General features: G+C 30.6%; 17 protein-coding genes and 1 pseudogene. 3 read left to right on the forward strand and 15 right to left on the reverse strand.

Annotated features, from left to right (window positions below; all coding sequences use genetic code 11):
* Positions 1-171: 171 nt before the first annotated feature.
* Positions 172-2,334, reverse strand: coding sequence for a bifunctional glycosyltransferase/CDP-glycerol:glycerophosphate glycerophosphotransferase (locus LFT63_RS06855; protein WP_123186437.1), 2,163 nt, complete (start codon positions 2,332-2,334; stop codon positions 172-174).
* Positions 2,335-2,486: 152 nt separating this feature from the next.
* On the reverse strand, positions 2,487-3,002 hold the full coding sequence (locus LFT63_RS06860) for a GNAT family N-acetyltransferase (RefSeq protein ID WP_181299901.1): 516 nt from the start codon (positions 3,000-3,002) through the stop codon (positions 2,487-2,489).
* A 238-nt stretch (positions 3,003-3,240) separates the two neighbouring features.
* Here LFT63_RS06860 and tatA point away from each other — a divergent pair, with 238 nt between their 5' ends.
* Both tatA and tatC read left to right on the forward strand, forming a co-directional pair.
* A complete protein-coding gene (gene tatA / locus LFT63_RS06865) occupies positions 3,241-3,459 on the forward strand; it encodes a twin-arginine translocase TatA/TatE family subunit (protein ID WP_017636815.1) in 219 nt (72 codons plus the stop codon).
* Positions 3,443-4,177 carry a twin-arginine translocase subunit TatC gene (gene tatC, locus LFT63_RS06870; RefSeq protein WP_340768444.1) on the forward strand — a complete coding sequence of 245 codons (735 nt, stop codon included), beginning with the start codon at positions 3,443-3,445 and terminating at the stop codon, positions 4,175-4,177. The genes tatA and tatC overlap by 17 nt, the downstream gene beginning before the upstream one ends.
* A 29-nt stretch (positions 4,178-4,206) precedes the next feature.
* On the opposite strand, the gene LFT63_RS06875 is transcribed toward tatC, so the two are convergent.
* Genes LFT63_RS06875 through efeO form a run of 3 tightly spaced genes read right to left on the reverse strand, consistent with a single transcriptional unit; the run spans position 4,207 to position 7,974 of the window.
* Complete coding sequence (locus tag LFT63_RS06875; protein ID WP_017636817.1) at positions 4,207-5,916, reverse strand: FTR1 family protein; 1,710 nt, start codon at positions 5,914-5,916, stop codon at positions 4,207-4,209.
* Positions 5,897-7,123: an iron uptake transporter deferrochelatase/peroxidase subunit gene (gene efeB, locus LFT63_RS06880; protein ID WP_017636818.1), complete on the reverse strand. Its 1,227-nt coding sequence runs from the start codon at positions 7,121-7,123 to the stop codon at positions 5,897-5,899. The genes LFT63_RS06875 and efeB overlap by 20 nt, the downstream gene beginning before the upstream one ends.
* Entirely contained in the window at positions 7,120-7,974 is an 855-nt protein-coding gene (gene efeO / locus LFT63_RS06885; protein ID WP_340768446.1) for an iron uptake system protein EfeO, read from the reverse strand. The genes efeB and efeO overlap by 4 nt, the downstream gene beginning before the upstream one ends.
* Positions 7,975-8,271: 297 nt before the next feature.
* Here efeO and LFT63_RS06890 point away from each other — a divergent pair, with 297 nt between their 5' ends.
* Positions 8,272-9,267 carry an acrylyl-CoA reductase family protein gene (locus tag LFT63_RS06890; protein WP_029055777.1) on the forward strand — a complete coding sequence of 332 codons (996 nt, stop codon included), beginning with the start codon at positions 8,272-8,274 and terminating at the stop codon, positions 9,265-9,267.
* A 115-nt stretch (positions 9,268-9,382) separates the two neighbouring features.
* Here LFT63_RS06890 and LFT63_RS06895 read toward each other — a convergent pair whose 3' ends face one another.
* From LFT63_RS06895 to LFT63_RS06940, 10 genes and pseudogenes are all read right to left on the reverse strand, one after another.
* Positions 9,383-9,784: a GNAT family N-acetyltransferase gene (locus LFT63_RS06895; protein ID WP_017636821.1), complete on the reverse strand. Its 402-nt coding sequence runs from the start codon at positions 9,782-9,784 to the stop codon at positions 9,383-9,385.
* Between the two features lie 19 nt (positions 9,785-9,803).
* Positions 9,804-10,838, reverse strand: a complete 1,035-nt coding sequence (locus LFT63_RS06900) for an NAD(P)/FAD-dependent oxidoreductase (RefSeq protein ID WP_017636822.1) — start codon at positions 10,836-10,838, stop codon at positions 9,804-9,806.
* 161 nt (positions 10,839-10,999) lie between these two features.
* Positions 11,000-11,413: a DUF2871 domain-containing protein gene (locus LFT63_RS06905; protein ID WP_017636823.1), complete on the reverse strand. Its 414-nt coding sequence runs from the start codon at positions 11,411-11,413 to the stop codon at positions 11,000-11,002.
* Between the two features lie 122 nt (positions 11,414-11,535).
* The gene (locus tag LFT63_RS06910) at positions 11,536-12,123 is read right to left on the reverse strand and encodes a YcnI family protein (RefSeq protein WP_340768452.1); all 588 of its coding nucleotides are present in this window, start codon (positions 12,121-12,123) and stop codon (positions 11,536-11,538) included.
* 11 nt (positions 12,124-12,134) lie between these two features.
* Entirely contained in the window at positions 12,135-13,388 is a 1,254-nt protein-coding gene (locus LFT63_RS06915; RefSeq protein ID WP_037555564.1) for a copper resistance CopC/CopD family protein, read from the reverse strand.
* 159 nt (positions 13,389-13,547) lie between these two features.
* Complete coding sequence (locus LFT63_RS06920; protein ID WP_029055773.1) at positions 13,548-14,903, reverse strand: MATE family efflux transporter; 1,356 nt, start codon at positions 14,901-14,903, stop codon at positions 13,548-13,550.
* 95 nt (positions 14,904-14,998) lie between these two features.
* Complete coding sequence (locus LFT63_RS06925; RefSeq protein ID WP_017636827.1) at positions 14,999-15,418, reverse strand: MarR family winged helix-turn-helix transcriptional regulator; 420 nt, start codon at positions 15,416-15,418, stop codon at positions 14,999-15,001.
* A gap of 211 nt (positions 15,419-15,629) precedes the next feature.
* Positions 15,630-16,055 (reverse strand): lipocalin-like domain-containing protein, encoded by a 426-nt coding sequence (locus tag LFT63_RS06930; RefSeq protein WP_017636828.1) that lies wholly within the window; start codon positions 16,053-16,055, stop codon positions 15,630-15,632.
* Between the two features lie 37 nt (positions 16,056-16,092).
* Positions 16,093-16,848 (reverse strand): annotated as a pseudogene (locus tag LFT63_RS06935) (SDR family NAD(P)-dependent oxidoreductase).
* A gap of 21 nt (positions 16,849-16,869) precedes the next feature.
* Positions 16,870-18,189, reverse strand: a complete 1,320-nt coding sequence (locus LFT63_RS06940) for a GntP family permease (protein WP_017636830.1) — start codon at positions 18,187-18,189, stop codon at positions 16,870-16,872.
* Between the last annotated feature and the right edge of the window lie 133 nt (positions 18,190-18,322).

The raw sequence follows: 18,322 nt of genomic DNA on the forward strand, positions 1-18,322 counted from the left end.
CCTTTTTGTATTTATCTCTCTTTTTAAATATATGAACACACCAATGTCTTGGTCTACAATTAAGTATGTATTTTTCATAAAAAGAAACGAATATAAAAAGGGTATAATATTTAATTACTCATAAATATTATACCCTAAATTTATTAATTTTTCGTGTTATTTTATTAAAGTTTATTCTTCAATATTTTTATGAATTAATTCACCAATATATTGTGATGCTTTACCATCATCTACTGAACAGAATCGATTATAAAAGGCATCAATTTTATCTTGATAATCATGTTGAACTTTATCTAAGTCTTTAAGTTGTTTAGCTAATCCGTATGGTTCAGTAAAAATAGGACCTGGTAAATCTTTTTTATAATCCATATAGAATCCACGTAAACCTTTATCATACTTGTCTATATCATATGCAAAGAAGAATTGTGGACGTTTTAAAATGCCGTAATCAAACATTACTGATGAGTAATCTGTGATTAGACAATCACTGACTAAGAATAATTCTGAAACATCATTATAATTTGATACATCGATAGCAAAGTTTTCAAATCCAGTTAAATCGATAGCATTTGAAATTAAATAATGCATACGTAATAAAATGACATAGTCTTCTCCTAATTCGTTGTATAGGTTGTCTAAGTCGATTTTTAATTCAAATAGATACTTACCTTTACTTACGAATTCATCATCTCTCCAAGTAGGTGCATACATGATGACTTTTTTATCTTCTGGAATGTTTAAATTCTTTTTGATTTCATTTTTAAATTCTTCGTCGTCTGCTCTATTTACTAAAACATCATTTCTAGGATATCCAATTTCTAAAATTCTTGGTTCATCCATCCAGAACGCACTTTTGAATATTTCTGATGAATATCTATTAGGTGAGATTAAATAATCCCATCTTGACGTTTCACGGTTGAAATTACGTTTATATTTTGGTGTTGTGGTACCTGGCATACGAACTACTTTCATATCATTTGCTAAACGTTTTAATGGTGTACCATGCCATGTTTGGATGTATGTTTGATTTTCTTTTTTATTTAAATATAAAGGCAATCTTGCATTTGAAACCCAGTGACCAGCTTCTGAATAAGCTTGATAAAATGCTTCTGAATTACGCTTAACCACTTCAGCGTCACCTGGGATAACATGGTTATTTGGGTTTTTAAATGACCATACATAACGATAATTTGGATAATATTTTTGCATATATTCATAAATATATTTTGGACTATCACTATAATTTTTACCACCGAATGATTCAAACACAATCGTTTTAGGTTTTACGTTTTCTTGTTTATCTGTTAATTCATAAACTGAACGATTTTTATTTTTATTACGTAAGACAATATTTTTCACATGTCTTAATGTTTTTCTGAACTGGTTAACTTGGAACGCTTTGTCAGTGTCATCATTAATCAGAAGAATCGTCTCAATTTTATTAATAAGATGTTGATGTTTGATTAAATTAACGTTTAAATAACGTGCTAATTCAACTAATGTTTCTTTGTGTGCAGCATATCTTTTCTTAATATCATGATGTGTTGGATCAAAATCTCTTGCAATTTGTTGTTCCAACTTGTCAATAATGAATGTTTTTGTTTCTTTAATTGTGACACGATTCATAGCATCGTAGAACATTTTGACATAATCTTCGAATAAAATATCAAAGTCTTGTTCACTCAATGTTGTACCTTCGAATGGGTCATATACTTCTCCTCGATAGTAGAAGGAGAAATTGGTAATTCTCATGAATTTATTTACATATTTAGAGTATTCGATGACGAAAGACCAATCCGTATATACACTCAAATCTTCGTTGAATTCCAATTGATGTGCTTTTACAATTGCTGTTCTAAAAATAATATTACAAGCTGTTTGCTTTCTTAAAAATGAATTTATATTACTTTTACCAACATAATAATTAACTTTTACTCTATCTAAATCAACAAATTGTGGCTTTTTAAGCGTAAACGAATGTATAGGAGCTATTAAACCATCAGTGAAATTAAATTTTTCCAAATAAAAAGTAATGGCATAAGATGCAAGTTCATCATCTGCATCTAAAAACATGAAATAAGGTGTTTCTACTTCTTTCATTGCAACATTACGAGCATGTGCATGTCCTTGATTCTCTTCTAATTTAATGTAATTGATTTTCTTATCATAATCTTTAAGTGACTCGTTCATTAACCTCTCAGTTTGATCGGTAGAACCATCGTTTACAATGATAACCTCAAAGTCCTGAGTACGTTGTTGCTTAATACTTTCTATACAATTTTGGATATATTCCTCTGAATTGTAATAAGTGACAATAATCGTCAATGAATGCATCTAATACGTCCTTTCCAACGATAAATCTTTTATTTATAACAATATATTTTAAACATAATTTAAAAAATTAACGTCATCATTATATCTGAATTTGAACTAAGATGCGAATATTTCAATACTTTTAATTGATTATAAAAGTCAATTATTTGAAATTATAATTCTTTTTCCATAATAATATCTCTATCAACAACATCACCTGTATAGAATTCATGTTGACCAGTCTGAACAAATCCTCTTGATTTATAAAATTGAATTGCATTTGGATTATGTTCCCACACACCAAGCCATATTTTAGATTTTCCAAATGATTTGGCTTTTTCTACAGCTAAATTAATCAATTCTTTACCTCTTCCTCCACCTTGATGAGTTTGATAGAAGTAAATACGTTGTACTTCTAGGTAATCTTCTCCATGAGGTTCAGTTTGTGCGTTATCAATATTAAATTTCGTATATCCAACAATTTCATTATTTTCTTTAAAAAAGTAATGGAAAGATTCGGGATTGTTTAATTCTGTTTTTAACTTTTCAATATTATATGCGTCCTCAAAAAACTTTTGTAAATTTTCTTCAGTATAATATGGTTTAAATGTTTCATAAAATGTATCAATAGCTATTTTTTGAAGTGCTTTAACATCTTCAATATTAATTTCTTCAATTTGTCTCATTATATGATAATCCCCCTTTAGTAATGCAATTTAACAATACTCTATATTATTTTTCAGAATATTTCATTTATTATATATTATAAACTAGAATAATTGAAGACGATTAAACTATTTTGAGTGAAATGCATTTAATATAACTACGATGATTAAATTACTACAAAAACCAAATTATTTATTGATAATCTTTATCAATAAGTATAAAGTTATAATTAATCAAGTACTATTATAAAGGATGATAAAAATGGAAAACATGTTTGTATTAGGAATCGCTGGACCAACAAGCCTTGTCATTATAAGTATTATTGCATTAATTATTTTTGGACCAACTAAATTACCTCAATTTGGTCGTGCTATTGGATCTACGTTAAAAGAATTTAAATCAGCTGCTGAAAATATAGATGAAGATTCTACAGAAACTCCCAGTAAATCTTCAAAATCACAACGTGAACAATCAAAATAGTGCTACTTTACTAGAGCACTTCACTGAATTAAGGCAACGCTTAGTACGCGTACTCATATCATTTATTGTCGCAACTATTATCATTTATATATCGTCTCATTGGTGGATTAAACCTTTTTTACATTATATAAAGCGTTCAGATGTAACATTGCATACATTTTCTTTTACTGAAACGATTCAAATTTATATTATGATTATCTTTTCAGTAGCTGTATGTATCATCGCACCCATCATCTTCTACCAACTTTGGGCATTTATTGCACCAGGTTTACACCACTATGAACGCAAATTTATATATAAATATAGTATTTTTTGCGCTGGATTATTTTTAATTGGTGTTGTATTTGCCTTCTTTATTGGGTTTCCGCTTATTATTAATTTTTCAATTAATTTATCGGATGCTCTTAGTGTTGAACCTATTATCGGTTTAAAGGCATACTTAGGTGAATTAATACGATGGTTACTTGTCTTTGGATTTTTATTCCAAATACCCGTGTTATTTATGGGATTAGCTCATTTTGGTTTGATAGATCCTCATCAATTAGGAAAATATCGTAAATATATTTACTTTGCTTGTTTTGTTGTAGCAAGTATTATAGCACCACCAGATTTAGTTCTTAATTTACTATTAACGTTACCTTTAATCATCTTATTTGAATTTAGTATGTTAATTGCTAAAATCACTTACAAAAGGCAAAAAATCTCGAATGAAGTCTAGTTATTATAACTTCACTCGAGATTCTTTTTTTATTTTTTACGTCTTTTTAAGACAAATGCAAGTATAAGTATGATTAAAATCACTTGTGCAATAATTGTTTCTACACTTGGATAAAAACCAATCCAACTAATTGTTGGTAAGCCTTCAATACTATGTTGGGACATATAACCTAGTAATTGTAATTTTTGAATACTTACACCTAACATTTTAAATGTCATAACAAATATTAATATGGATAATACTCTGAAAATAAAGCGTACTGGGATTAATTTAACAATAAATCTAAATGCAAAAGCAAAGATAACTAGTATTACTATTGCTAGTGCTATACCTAGAATAAAATCTTTTGTAGTGATACTACCTATCATACCCATATAGAATATGATAACTTCAACGCCTTCTCTTAATACTGAGATAAGACCAATAGTACCGAGAAGTATTAAGTTTCCATTGCTCATTGCACTGTTATACATATTTTGAATCATTTCATTCCAACGTTGTGCATTAGATCGACGATGCATCCAAATACCTACAATGTACATTAAGACAACAGCAACAATGCCGAGCACCGCTTCCATACCTTCTCTGACAACGCCATTATTACCTATTGTATAAATAAAGGCAATACCTAGACCAATACTTAAAGCAAGCCCTAATAATCCACCACCAATAACACTTGATGTACCTTTAACATCATTAACTTTACGTGTCATTGTTGTTAACGTCATGATAATTAATAAGACTTCTAGACCTTCTCTTAAGAAAATAATCATTACATCAACAAAAGAATATTCACCTTGACCAACTGTATCTTTAATTTCTGTATTCATTTCTTGTAGACCTTTTTTCACACGATCTTTATTTGAATCATCTAAAATACTTTGGTAATAAGGAATTTTGTCTTCTATTTTAGTGTATAAGCTACTATTTTTAGTTTGAATTTTACCCTCAACGTAAGGCCATATTTTAACAAATCTTGATAATGACGCATCTGCTTTATCTAAATCATTATCATTGATTCCAGCGATAGCTTTATCTAATTCATCATTAAGTTGAGTTACTTTGTATTTATCTGAATCTGTATCAGATTGCTTTTGATCAACAGTATCAATACTATCTTTAAATGTAGACCATGTAGATTTAACTTTATCCACATCTAAAGGTTCTTTTTGCACTGCAACTCGTAATTGCATTAAGTTCACTTCGATTTGGCCATATTTCCCGTCATCATAATTACGAATAACGGTTTCATTACTTGTCCAAATTGTATTCAGTTGATTGTTAAGCGATTGTAACTCTGTTTGATTTTTATCTTTGATTGCTTTTTTCATTGGTGCATCTTTTGCATCAACTGCTTGCTTTAACTCTTTGATTTTTCCTGAAGCATCTTTTGAAGATTGTTTATCTTCATAAGCAATAAGCGCCTTTGTTAACTCAGAAAGTTTATCAGCTTTAGTTTCATCTGATGAAGCATTTTCAACTTCCTTCAACTTACTGTTAACTTTCTTGCCTTCTTTACTATTTTTTATTTTTAAAGATTTGATTTCTTTTTTTACTTCTTTTAGTGCTTTAGATTTATCTGATGCACTTTTATCTTTATCTTCTATTGTTGATTTTGCATCTGTAATAGCAACATATGTTTCGCTCATTGAAGAAGTTTCGGCATAAGCAGGCGCAAACTTAAAGATAGTTAACCCAAGAATGATAATAGTAACAATCTTAATTAAATAGCGATTCACCTAGGTAGCCTCCCTTTTGTACACCTGGTAATACAATAAATGTTGCAGTTCCTCTATGTGTAATATATTCATTCAATTTGTCTTGATGTCCTAGATGATTTTGAATATCAATGAATTGTTGTGGAGACTTTTGGAAACAAATAAATAGTAGACCTGTTTCTAAGTTTCCTGTTTTCTCATTTGTTCCTGCCGTATAGTTATATGCACGTCTTTTTATTGACGTTTTAGCCTCTTTCGCTAAACGCGCATGTGCATCTTTAGGAATAACATATTCCCCTGTACTATCTTTAGCTTTAAGATCCATTTCATCAAATTCTTTTTTACCTGTTAACGGTGCACCAGAAGCTCTTTTTCTACCAAATGTAGCTTCTTGTTCTTCTAGTGCTGTACGATCCCACGTTTCAATATGAATTTGAATTCTACGTATAATGCAATATGTACCATTTTTAGCCCAACCATCATCAATATATACATAATCCTTATATTCATTTGTTTTGCGTGGATTGACTGTACCATCTTTAAATGCCATTAAGTTTCTAGGTGTTTCTTTTCCTTTGACTGATACAAAACCATTTTGAGACCATTTCACTTTGATTAAATCTCTAAATGGACGAATTAAATTATGCACAGCATGAAACGTTACCTGTTCATCATTTGAACATGCTTGAATCATGATATCGCCATCACTGTAATCATCTGTAATTTGGTCATTAGGGAAATGCGGTAAATCTTTATAATCTTTTCTAATTTTATTAGAAAGACCTAATTTTTTTAAAAATGATTTACTTACTCCAAAAGTGATGGTTAATTTACTGGCACCTAATCCAATAGCTTCACCTGTATCAACAGGTGGTAATAATGGATTTTTACTATCCTTTTCTACTGCATCGCCATCTGTCATATTGGCAGCCATCTTAGTCCATTCTTTAAACATATCTTTGATCGCATTTTTATCTTTAGATTTCAGTTCTAAAGATACGAAATTACAAGTTTTCTGAGTTGGTGTAGTAACACCCGCTTGCACTTTACCATAAAACTCGTAAGCATCTTTTTCTTCATCTTCTGGAGTGTCAAACATTGATTTAAATGAAAATACACTTCCTGCACCACTAGCACCTATAACGACACCGGCGCCACCTATACCCATCATTTTTAAAAATGATCGTCTAGTTACAGATGATGACTTTTGATTGTCTAGTTTACTCATTCAGTAACCACGGCCATTTTACTTAGCGGTTCTCCTAATGAATTCACAGCATCTGAAAGTGCTTTTCTATCTTTCTTAGTTACATCATTATATGATTTATAGCCATCGCCATCTTTATATTTATCTAGTAATTCATTTACTTTATCAAAGTTCTTTTGAATATCTGCACTTAATTTTTTATCTTTTTTCTCTAAAGTTGGTTTGAATAACTCATAGATTTTTTGTGCTCCTTCAATATTAGCTTTGAAGTCATATAAGTCTGTGTGTGAATAAATTTCTTCTTCACCAGTAATTTTAGAAGTAGATACTTCGTTTAATAAATCTACTGAACCTTGTAGCATTAATTTAGGTGTAATATCTAAAGTATCTGCTTTGGCGTGTAATTCTTTGGCATCTTTAAGTAATTGTTTAGCATCTTTTTTAGTTGTATCATCAATTTTGTTGTCTTGGTAAAGTTGCTTTTCAATTTTATGATAACCAGTCCATTCGTCCTCTTTCTTTTCTTCTTTCATATCTGCTAAACGCGCATCAATTTTAGGATCTAAATCACCAAAAGCTTCTGCAACTGGTTCAGAACGTTCATAATACATACGTACTTTAGGATATAATTCTTTAGCTTTATCCATATCATTGTTATCAATAGCATCTACAAATTGTTGTGTTCCTTTTAAGAACTCGTCTAATTGTTTGTCTGTGTATTTTTCATATTTTTTAGTAGCCTTTTTTAATTCGGCTTTATTTCCACTATCATTATTGCTCTTATTAGAACTATCTTTACTACTATCTCCGTTATTTCCACACGCTGCTAAAAGTAATGACGACGTTAATAAAATCATTGGTAATTTTTTCATTATTACACCCCTACATAAATTTTTATTATTAAAAACAACTAGTCGCAATTGATAATCATTATCAAAATAATTATATGTTTCTCCTTTAATTGTGTCAATAACAATTCTTTTCAAAATTTATGAAACACTTTTTTTAACAATTTTATTTCTAAAACTTTATGACAATTCGTCACAATTTATATTAAAATAGTCGTGGCTAATTTTTGTCATTTTAAATTAAGGAAAGTTTTTATCATTTTAATAAGTAGAAGAAAACTTTATAATGAAGGTCATAAATATTGAAGGAGTGAACTTATAGTGTCAGAAAAATTTAAAGCTTATCTCGTAGATAGAGACGATGAAGGAAACGTCTCTTCAGATTTTAAGCAACTTACAGTAGATGATTTACCTGAAGGTGATGTACTGATTAAAGTACATTATTCAAGTATTAACTATAAAGATGCATTAGCTACTCAAAATAACAATGCAATTGTAAAACAATACCCAATGGTACCGGGTATCGATCTATCTGGTGAAATTGTTGAATCAAATGCACCAGGCCATTATGTAGGTGATAAAGTCATAGTAACTAGTTATGATTTAGGTGTAAGTCATTTTGGTGGATATAGTGAGTATGCTCGAGTTAAAAGCGAGTGGATTATTGATTTACCAGAGGATTTAACTTTAGAAGAAGCAATGATCTATGGAACAGCAGGCTATACTGCAGGATTAGCCATCGAACGTCTAGAAAATGATGGAATGACTATTGAAAAAGATAGTGTACTTGTCAGAGGTGCTTCTGGTGGTGTAGGTATGTTATCTGTTTTAATGTTAAATAAATTAGGTTATGACGTAGTTGCTAGTACTGGACGTAAAGATGTAGATGATAAATTAAAAGCGATTGGTGCTAACGAAGTTATCGATCGCTTGCCTAAATATGATCATAAGCCTTTAGCATCTAGAACATGGCAAGCAGCCATCGATCCTGTAGGTGGTGACAGTTTATCTAATATTGTAAATAGACTCGATAATAATGGTAGTGTAGCAGTAATCGGCATGACTGGCGGTACTAAATTTGAAAGTTCTGTCTTTCCGCTTATTTTAAGAGGCATAAGTGTACTAGGTATTGATTCGGTATTCACTCCTATCAAATTGCGTAAATTAGTTTGGCGTCGTCTAGCCAAAGATTTAAAACCAAAACAACTGCATGATATTAAAGATGTCATTTCATTTAAAGATTTACCAAAAGGTATCGAACGTGTGATGAATCATCAACACATGGGTCGTATCATCATTGACTTTGGTGTTAAATAAATCTTAAAAATAAAATAAAGACGTGCTCGTTCAATATAATGTAAACTCAAAAAGTTAGATTAAAAGTTCTAATTTTTGAAGTTCATTACAATGATGAGTACGTCTTTTTATTATCCTAAAATAGGATATACATACCTGTTGAATGGGGTTCAGTAGACTGGAACCCAAATTTTTCATATAGTTTATCAGCTGGATAATCGGCCATTAAGCTTACATATGTACCTGTTACAGCATTTTCTTCCACATATTTCATAATATGTTCCATAATTGTACGGCCATAACCTTGTCCTTGATAATCAGGATGTAGTGCTACATCGACAACTTGAAGTGTAGTACCACCATCACCGGTAACTCTTCCCATCCCTATCAAAGTTTTATCATCATACAATGTGACATTGAAACATCCATTCGGCAATCCTTTTTGTGCCGCTTCTACCGACTTAGCACTCATTCCTGCATCTACTCTTAATTTCAAATAATCATCTACAGATGGTGCTTCATATTTAATGTTTATCATTTTGTTCCCCCGTTTTATATTAATATAGATATTGATTCATAATTTCTTTGTTTGATTCTTTAAATATTTCATTATGACTTGAAACATATCCTTCTGCAGCAGCATCAGGTTGGATATAAGTTTTAGCAAGGTTAGCAGCATTACCTGCGTCACTAAACGCACTTGCAATCAAATGAACCTTAGCTTCATGATGAACAATATCGCCACAAGCGTAGATGCCAGGAATATTAGTCGTTGTATTTCCAAATCCTTTTACTCGATATTCATCATACAACTCAAATTGAGACGTACAATCTTTTAATAATGGATTTTCATGATCGAATCCATGACTTATAATAACATCATCAAATGAATGAGTCGAAGTTAAACCGGTTTGTAAGTTAGTTAATTTAACTTGATGAATATAATTGTCTTCGTCGTTACCAATCAGTTCACTAATTTGTGTATAAGGTATCAACTGAACGCCTAAATCTTCAAGCACCTTAGTCATCGCTTCATAACCAGTTATCTCTGGTTTTCTATAAACTACGGTCACACTTTCAGCTATTTTAGCAATATCTCTCGCCCAATCTAATGCTGTGTTACCCCCTCCAGAAATAAGCACATGTTTGTCTTTAAATCTAGAGAATGATTGTACAACATAATGTAAGTTTGTAAGTTGATAACGCTCAGCACCTTTAATTTTCAGTGGTTTGGGATTAATAATACCTCCACCAATAGCAAAAATTACAGCTTTTGAATGATATACTTGTCCTTCTTCAGTTTCTATTTCAAAATGTCTTTCGTCTATTTTTCTTATATCAATAACACGTTCATTTAAATTCACTTTGGGATTAAAATGTAGGCCTTGCTGAATCATATCTTTAATGACTTCATGACACGGCTTAGGTGCTACGCCACCAATATCCCAAATTATTTTCTCTGGATACACTTGCATCTTACCACCAAGCTTATCTTGAACATCAATAATTCTCACAGACATACCTCTAAGCCCGGAATAAAAGCTAGCAAATAAACCTGCTGGACCGCCACCTATAATTGTAACGTCTTCCATTTAGTTTCCCCCTATTTTAACACTGTAAATAACATTTATATCATTTCTAAATGAAAATAATTATCATTCAATACTTTTACATTATACTATAAGGTATTTTACATATGAAGCAAATCATTTTATAAAAAAACTCGTGAGTCACTACCACCCACGAGCTGAAATTAATCTTTAGGTTCTTTAATGATTGCTTGTCTTAATAAGAAAAATAGTATTAATAATGCTGCTAACATAGCAGTATGACCCATTCCTGCAAATCCAGGGAATGAAGCCGGTACTGTTTTTCCTAATACTTGATAAGTACCTTTAACTGTCATCATACCAACTGTTACTAATACACCGATATGATATATAACAAAGAACCAATTAAATAAATAATAACTACTTAATTTAAATGACTTTTCTAATGATAATAGTAATAAAAACATAAACATACCTAAAATCAATGTATGTGTATGTACTAATGATAATTGTGTATCACCCGTAAAATGATGTGCTTTAGTTAGTTCTCTATAATAAAACCCACTAAATAATCCAATAATCATGTAAAAAAGAAATGAGTATAATAATCTTCGCATGATTCTTCCTCCCTCACGATTATATTATAAAACATATTCATTATTATGAAAGTGACAAAACAACAAATATTTAAGTTATAAAAGAGGACACGACCTATCAAAATCGCATCCTCTATGTTTAATTATTTTTTTGATTTTTTGAAAATAGCTACTAGAGAAAGTAAAATTGCTACAATTAATACAACCCATAACGCGATAGAACTACCACTTGTTGATGATTCATCACTTTGTGAACCAGTTGGGTTAGCCCCTTTTTTCACTGTTGTAATTGGTGCTGGGTGTTCACTATCTTCTTTACCGTCCCATTTAACAACATCGCCATTGTCATACGTTTGAACAGCTTTCCATTTAAAGCTACCTTCTTTATCTGGATTAGCTGCAACAATTGGGAATTCTATAAATTCATTAGGACCGATACCCTTACCAGTCGCTTTCCAAGTTACTTTAGTAATGTTACCTTTTTTATCTTTTTCAAATGAATGCTTAAATCCTTCAACTGGTGCTACATTCTCAAGATTAACGCCTTTTGGTACAGTTAATTCAACTTTTACCGTATTGTCATTTTGTTCAACTGGCACTCTCACATCATATTTATCATAAGATTCTGGTTCGCTTTCATTTGGATTTAAAGTTACATGTGCATCTGCAACCTTAAAAATTCCTAACGTAAAAAATAAAATAAAACTCATTGAAAATAATTTTTTTAACATAATTCGGCTCCTTAACCTGGTATATTGATTTGACTCATCATCACACCTACGAATATAAGTATGATTCCTATAATTAATTCTATTATTAACGTCACTTTATTAACTTGTTGACGTTTACCTAAAGCTTTCGTGGTTTGATATAAACCTAAAGCCATCATTATTAATGTACCAATGACTTTTACAAGTATTAGTATTGTCCATGTTTGCATGTTGGACCAAATTGCTAAAATATTCGTTTCATCAATAGCCATTAACACACCTGAAATAATTATCATTGCAACAGCAATAGTATTCACCTTAAATAGCATTGAACGTATATTTTTTAACCGCTCAGATGAATTGTTATTCACCATATACCAAACAAGATATGCAAGTGCACCTAACCATAATGTCATACCTGCAATATGTATCGTTCTAATTGCGATAGACCAAATTGGAATTGATTGAGACCACGCATGACCAGACATACTTATTGTTAGTATCATTACTATTGAAACTAGCCAATACCAAATTCGATCCATATTTCTAATTATAATCAAAGCATATAATACTATCATTGCAATTGAACTTAAAATAAATGGAAATTGCATTAAAACATCAATTTTAAGTGATAATATAGCATCTACAACATCTGAGGTTAATGTCATCATGTATAACAATAATGCCATTATATACGCCATTATCATCATAAATGAAATACTCATTTGTTTAGGAAATAATTCAAATGAATGTAATTGGCGACGTTTAGCAATACCGTTTAACCAAAACAGACCTACTAAAATAATGGTTGTTCCTTCAGCAATATATCTCATTACTCCAAACCAAAAACTTGGTTCTGCATAAAAAGCGCTAGATGTATCTATATCTTTGGCAGTTACTTTACCTACCGAAAATTCAAATTGATCTCCTACTTCATGCCCGTCAGCTGAGATGGCTTGCCATTTAATAGTATGCGTACCTTTACCAACTTTATCTGGTGAAAACGTTAAAGTTTTTGCCCAGCCAGATGTTGATGGCTTAACTTTACCTAATTCCTTACCTTCATCATTATATAAAGTGATATTGGAATACTTCGAATTTACTGGTTCATTAAATTCTAATTCAATTTCTTCAGGCATTTGTTTTACAACGCCATCTTGCTTAGGATTCGTCTTTTCTAATGTTGCATGAGCTGAAGCTTGATTCATCATGGAAGGCAACAAAGAAAGAAAAAACATCACCATTACGGCAATAATAATCTTAGGGTACTTATTAATATGTACCATCGAACTCCCCTTATCTAAATAACTCGTAAATTATTCCATATTACATCATAACGATTACTACTTTAATTCACAATAATATTGAAAATTGTTCATTATTTAGTCACAAAAGAAAAAGGACAACCATCATTTTAATAATAATGATTGTCCCTTTATTTACAATTATTCTTCTAATAAAGCTTCTTTATCAACTGTTAATTTATTTCTTAATAAGTAAACGATTAACATCGCTGCTAAAGCACATAATGTTTCTGCGATTAATAGTGACCATACTACCCCTGTTAAACCAAACAAACTATTCATGACAAATAATACTGGAATGATAACTGTACCTTGTAAAATAGCCATAATTGTTGCACCGCGACCTTGTCCAGTCGCTTGTAACATACCAGTGAATAAGAAACCAATACCATTTAATAATAATGATGTCATTGTCACTTGTAACATGAATGTAGCAAGATCAACAATGTGTGAATCTGTACTAAATAATTGAATGATTTGGTGACCAAACACAAATACTATAATCATACTTACTGCAAAAATCGCAGAGATAGAAATGATAACAGCTTTAACCGTATCTTTCATTCTTGATTTATTAGCAACAAAATTATAAGCAATCAAAGGTACAACGCCTTCACTTAATCCCATAATAATTAGTTCTGGAAATTGTACTAATCTAAATTGAATACCATAACTGGCAATAGCATAGTTACCATAATTAGCTAAAAACAAATTCAATACTAATCCAGTTACACCCATAAGTACAACCATTAAGAAAGCTGGAATACCAATTTTGAAAATTTCTGCCATCATTTCTTTATTTGGTTTAGCAAATTTAACATTTACAGAAAGTGATTCAATTTTTTTCATAAAATAAAGAATAAAGAATATTGCAGCTACTAAATTTGAAATTGCAGTACCTAAAGCAGCACCAACTACATTTAAATCAAAACCGAAAATTAAAATCGGATCTAAAATCATATTTAATACAACACTTGCTAACATTCCTACCATAGAAACTATTGGTGCTCCTACTGCACGTGCAAATTGTTCTAAAATAAAGAATAAAATAACAAATGGGGAACTTAAGAACATAATTCTTAAATAATCACTTGTAAATTTGATTGTTTCACCGTGTGCTCCTAAAACTTGTGCAATTTGATCAGTAAACGGTAATGTCACTAATGCAATAATGACGCCAAGTAATAAGCCTCCATACATTGAAAAGCTACTAACGTATTTACTTTTACTGTAATCTTTGGCTCCTAATAATCGTGAAATATAAGTTCCACCACCTACACCAAATAGATTACCGAATCCCATTAATGCAGCAAATATTGGTAATGTTAGTGATATTGCTGAAATCATATGGCTATCATCTAAAAATCCTATGAAATATACATTTAAAATCCCATAAATTACACTTAATAAACTTCCTATCATCATTGGTAATGAGAAATGCATCATTGCTTTAAATATTGGTGCTTTTTCAAAAAAATACAATTGTTCGTCTTTCATTATTCTTACTCCCTTTTAATTAGATGGCTAATAGTTAGATTTCTAACTATATATCGAAAAATATAGTGGCTATTACTCTAAATAATAACCACGCATTATTTCAAGTTTTTCATCATTTGTTCTATAATTTCTTTAAATTTCAGTTGATCTTCATCTGAGATATTTAATAGTAATCTTTCTTCAATTTCATCAAATACTTTAGTAAAAGATTCTACTAATTCTAGACCTTCGTCCGTTAGTTTCAAAATTTTACTACGTGTATCTTCTGGATTAACTTTCCTAAAAACTAAATGATTTGCTTCCAGATTTTTTATTATACTGCTGACCGTTGAACCTTTTCTACCAAAGAATTCCATTAATTCTTTTTGTGATATACCTTTTTCTTGATAACGATATATATATCCTAATGTATGACTTTGTTCTTGTGTAATTCCAAAATCATCTAATCGTCGATCTGCATAATTCTTCATCTCATGTGCTAAGCTTCTTAATAGAAATTGATATGTCACTTCCATCGCTTCACCTCATTTAGTTAGATATCTAATGAATATATTAACACGGTTTTAAAAAATTACAACCGATATATTAAAGTTCTAATTTTCTGATTATTTATCGCTTTTTTTAAATATAAAGAAGGTAATCTCTATATCATTTGTAATAGAAATTACCTTCTTTATTAGTCTGATAACATAATGTCTTAGACCTTTTAAAAATTACAATATTTAATTAGTGATTAACACGTTTCCAAACTAATTTTTGGTTTGGCACATTACCATTAACAATGCTTAAAGTGTCACCTTCAAGTTCGAATAAACGTGGTTGTGTATCGCCTAACCAAGTTGGGTTCATACTTACTTCCATAGTGTGATAAACTGTTGAATTTTCTTCATCTAATTCATATTTACCTGAGTAAGCAACATAACCATGTGCAGCTTCTGCCATTTCATCTTTTGTACCAGTGTGTAAGTCACCAGAAGCATAAGCAGATCTACCTTGTTGCATTAATTGAGCTGACATATAACCATCTGGATTATACATAATAAAACCAGTTGCGTCTTTACCTAAAGGATAGAAGATATTACCATTTTCATCTTCATCTTGATAGTTAACTAATGCCCATGTTCCAATTAATTGTTCTTTTAAATTACTCATATTTATTCCTTCTTTCTATAGATTTTGAAATAATGAATTATGCGTTAGATCCACCAGATACACTAATAGTTTCACCAGTAATAGCTGAAGCACCATCAGAAGCTAAGAATAGAACAGTATCAGCAATTTCATGTGGTTCTAATAAACGATTCATTGGCATTTTACCAGTGATATATTTTTACGTAGCTTCTTGTTCTGTTGAATTATCTTGTTCTGCTAAGTTAGCAAGTTGATTTTCAATTAATTTAGTACGAACTGGTCCTGGTAAAACTGCATTTGATGTAATACCAAATTTAACAGTTTCTAGTGCTACAGTTTTAGCAAATCCGATTTGAGCAAATTTTGAAGCTACATATGCAGATTTGAATGGGTCTGCCATTTCACCATGTGCTGAAGAAATAGTGATGATACGTCCTTTTTCTTGTTGTTTCATACTTGGGATTGTATGTTTTGTCATTAAGAATGTACCTGTTTGAATAACACCTAATACTTGGTTCCATTTTTCTAATGGGAAGTCTTCAACTTTAGAAATAAATTGGATACCTGCGTTATTAACTAATACATCAATTTCACCATATTTACTTCTAATGTCAGAGATAGCAGATTTAATAACTTCTTCATCTGTTACGTCAACTTGATAAGCTACACCATTTTCTAATGAGTCTGCTGCTTTTTCAGCTGCATCTTTACTCATATCAAAGATAAATACACGATCGCCTTGTTTATCAAATCCTTGTGCGATTGCGTAGCCAATTCCTTGTCCTGAACCTGTTACAATTACGTTTCTAGTCATATTAAATTCCTCCTAAAATGTTTATATAAATGCGGATGCGATGATTACAACAATAAGCGCTAATAAATTGGCACCCGTATTAGTAATAAATAAATATTTAAAGCCATTTTTGTGATTTAAACCTGTCAATGCGAATAGTGTTAATACAACACCAGTATGTGGCATAACAGTAAATACAGATGAAGACATTACTGCAACTCTGTGAATTGTATCAGGGTCAATACCCATATCAACATACTGTTTACCAAATGCTTGCATGACAATACCTAGTGAACCTGAAGCAGAACCTGTTATAATACCGAATAACGCAGAAGCTACAGATAAACTTATTAATGGATTTCCTGGTATATTTAATATTAAAGATTTAATACTTGAAAATCCTGGTGCTAAAGTAACTACTGTACCAAATGCAATTGCAGAAGCAGTTAAGAACATTGGTGTTACTGAACTACCAGCACCTTCGTTAATAACTTCTCTATGGATATTGATGTGTTTATGGAATAAAATGGCAGATAAAATAATTGAAATAGCTAAACTAATAAGAATAACGTTATCAATTTTTAATATACTACCAATAATATTGATAATAATTAACACAACGATAGGTAAAATACTTAGATAAAAATTAGGTGTAGATTTTTCTTCATTTTCTAAATCTAAATTACTCGTATTAAAATCATCAAAAGTTTCACCTTTTGCAAGACTTTTATTTAATGCATGTTTCATGTACCATAAACCAAATACTATGGCAACGATTGTTCCAATGATTCCTAATAAAGGTGCTGCTGTTAATGTTGTACCCAAATATTTAGTTGGTACAACATTTTGTACTGAAGGTGTACCTGGTAACATTGTCATAGTAAATGTTCCTAAGCCTAACATGATAGGAATACAAATCAAATTCCATGCAATATTCAATTGTTTGAATAAAGGTTTTGCTAAAGGCACGATAACGAAGACAACCACGAATAAGCTAATGCCTCCGTATGTTAAAATTGCAGTGATTAAAAATATAGAAACTAATATAGAATATGGATTGCTAGTACCAATTTTACTAATTATTTTAGAGGCGATAGAATGTGCTGCACCACTTTGATCCATGTATTTTGCAAGTAATGAACCAAGTAAGAACACGCCAAAGAAACTAATAATAAATTGAGCCAATCCAGTAATATATGATTCTTTAGTTCCAATTAAGGAATTAAAGAAAGGTAAACCGTTTGTTAAAATAACAATAATTGAAGCAATTGGACCTACTATTAAAATAGAATATCCATTCATTGAGAAATAGATAATGAATAATATCCCGATAATAATACCAATTGTACCGATTATTTCCATATTGGCCCTCCCTTAAAGTAGAATTTCAAGTTTAATTTTTGTCTATTTGATGACAATTAATATTATCAACCCAAAATTAGGTTTTGTAAAAGATTGTTTTAGGTATAAAAACTATAACTAAAAGGTTATATAG

Origin of the sequence: Staphylococcus sp. FSL H8-0121, from assembly GCF_038008425.1 — a bacterium.
Classification (GTDB): Bacteria; Bacillota; Bacilli; order Staphylococcales; family Staphylococcaceae; genus Staphylococcus; species Staphylococcus pasteuri.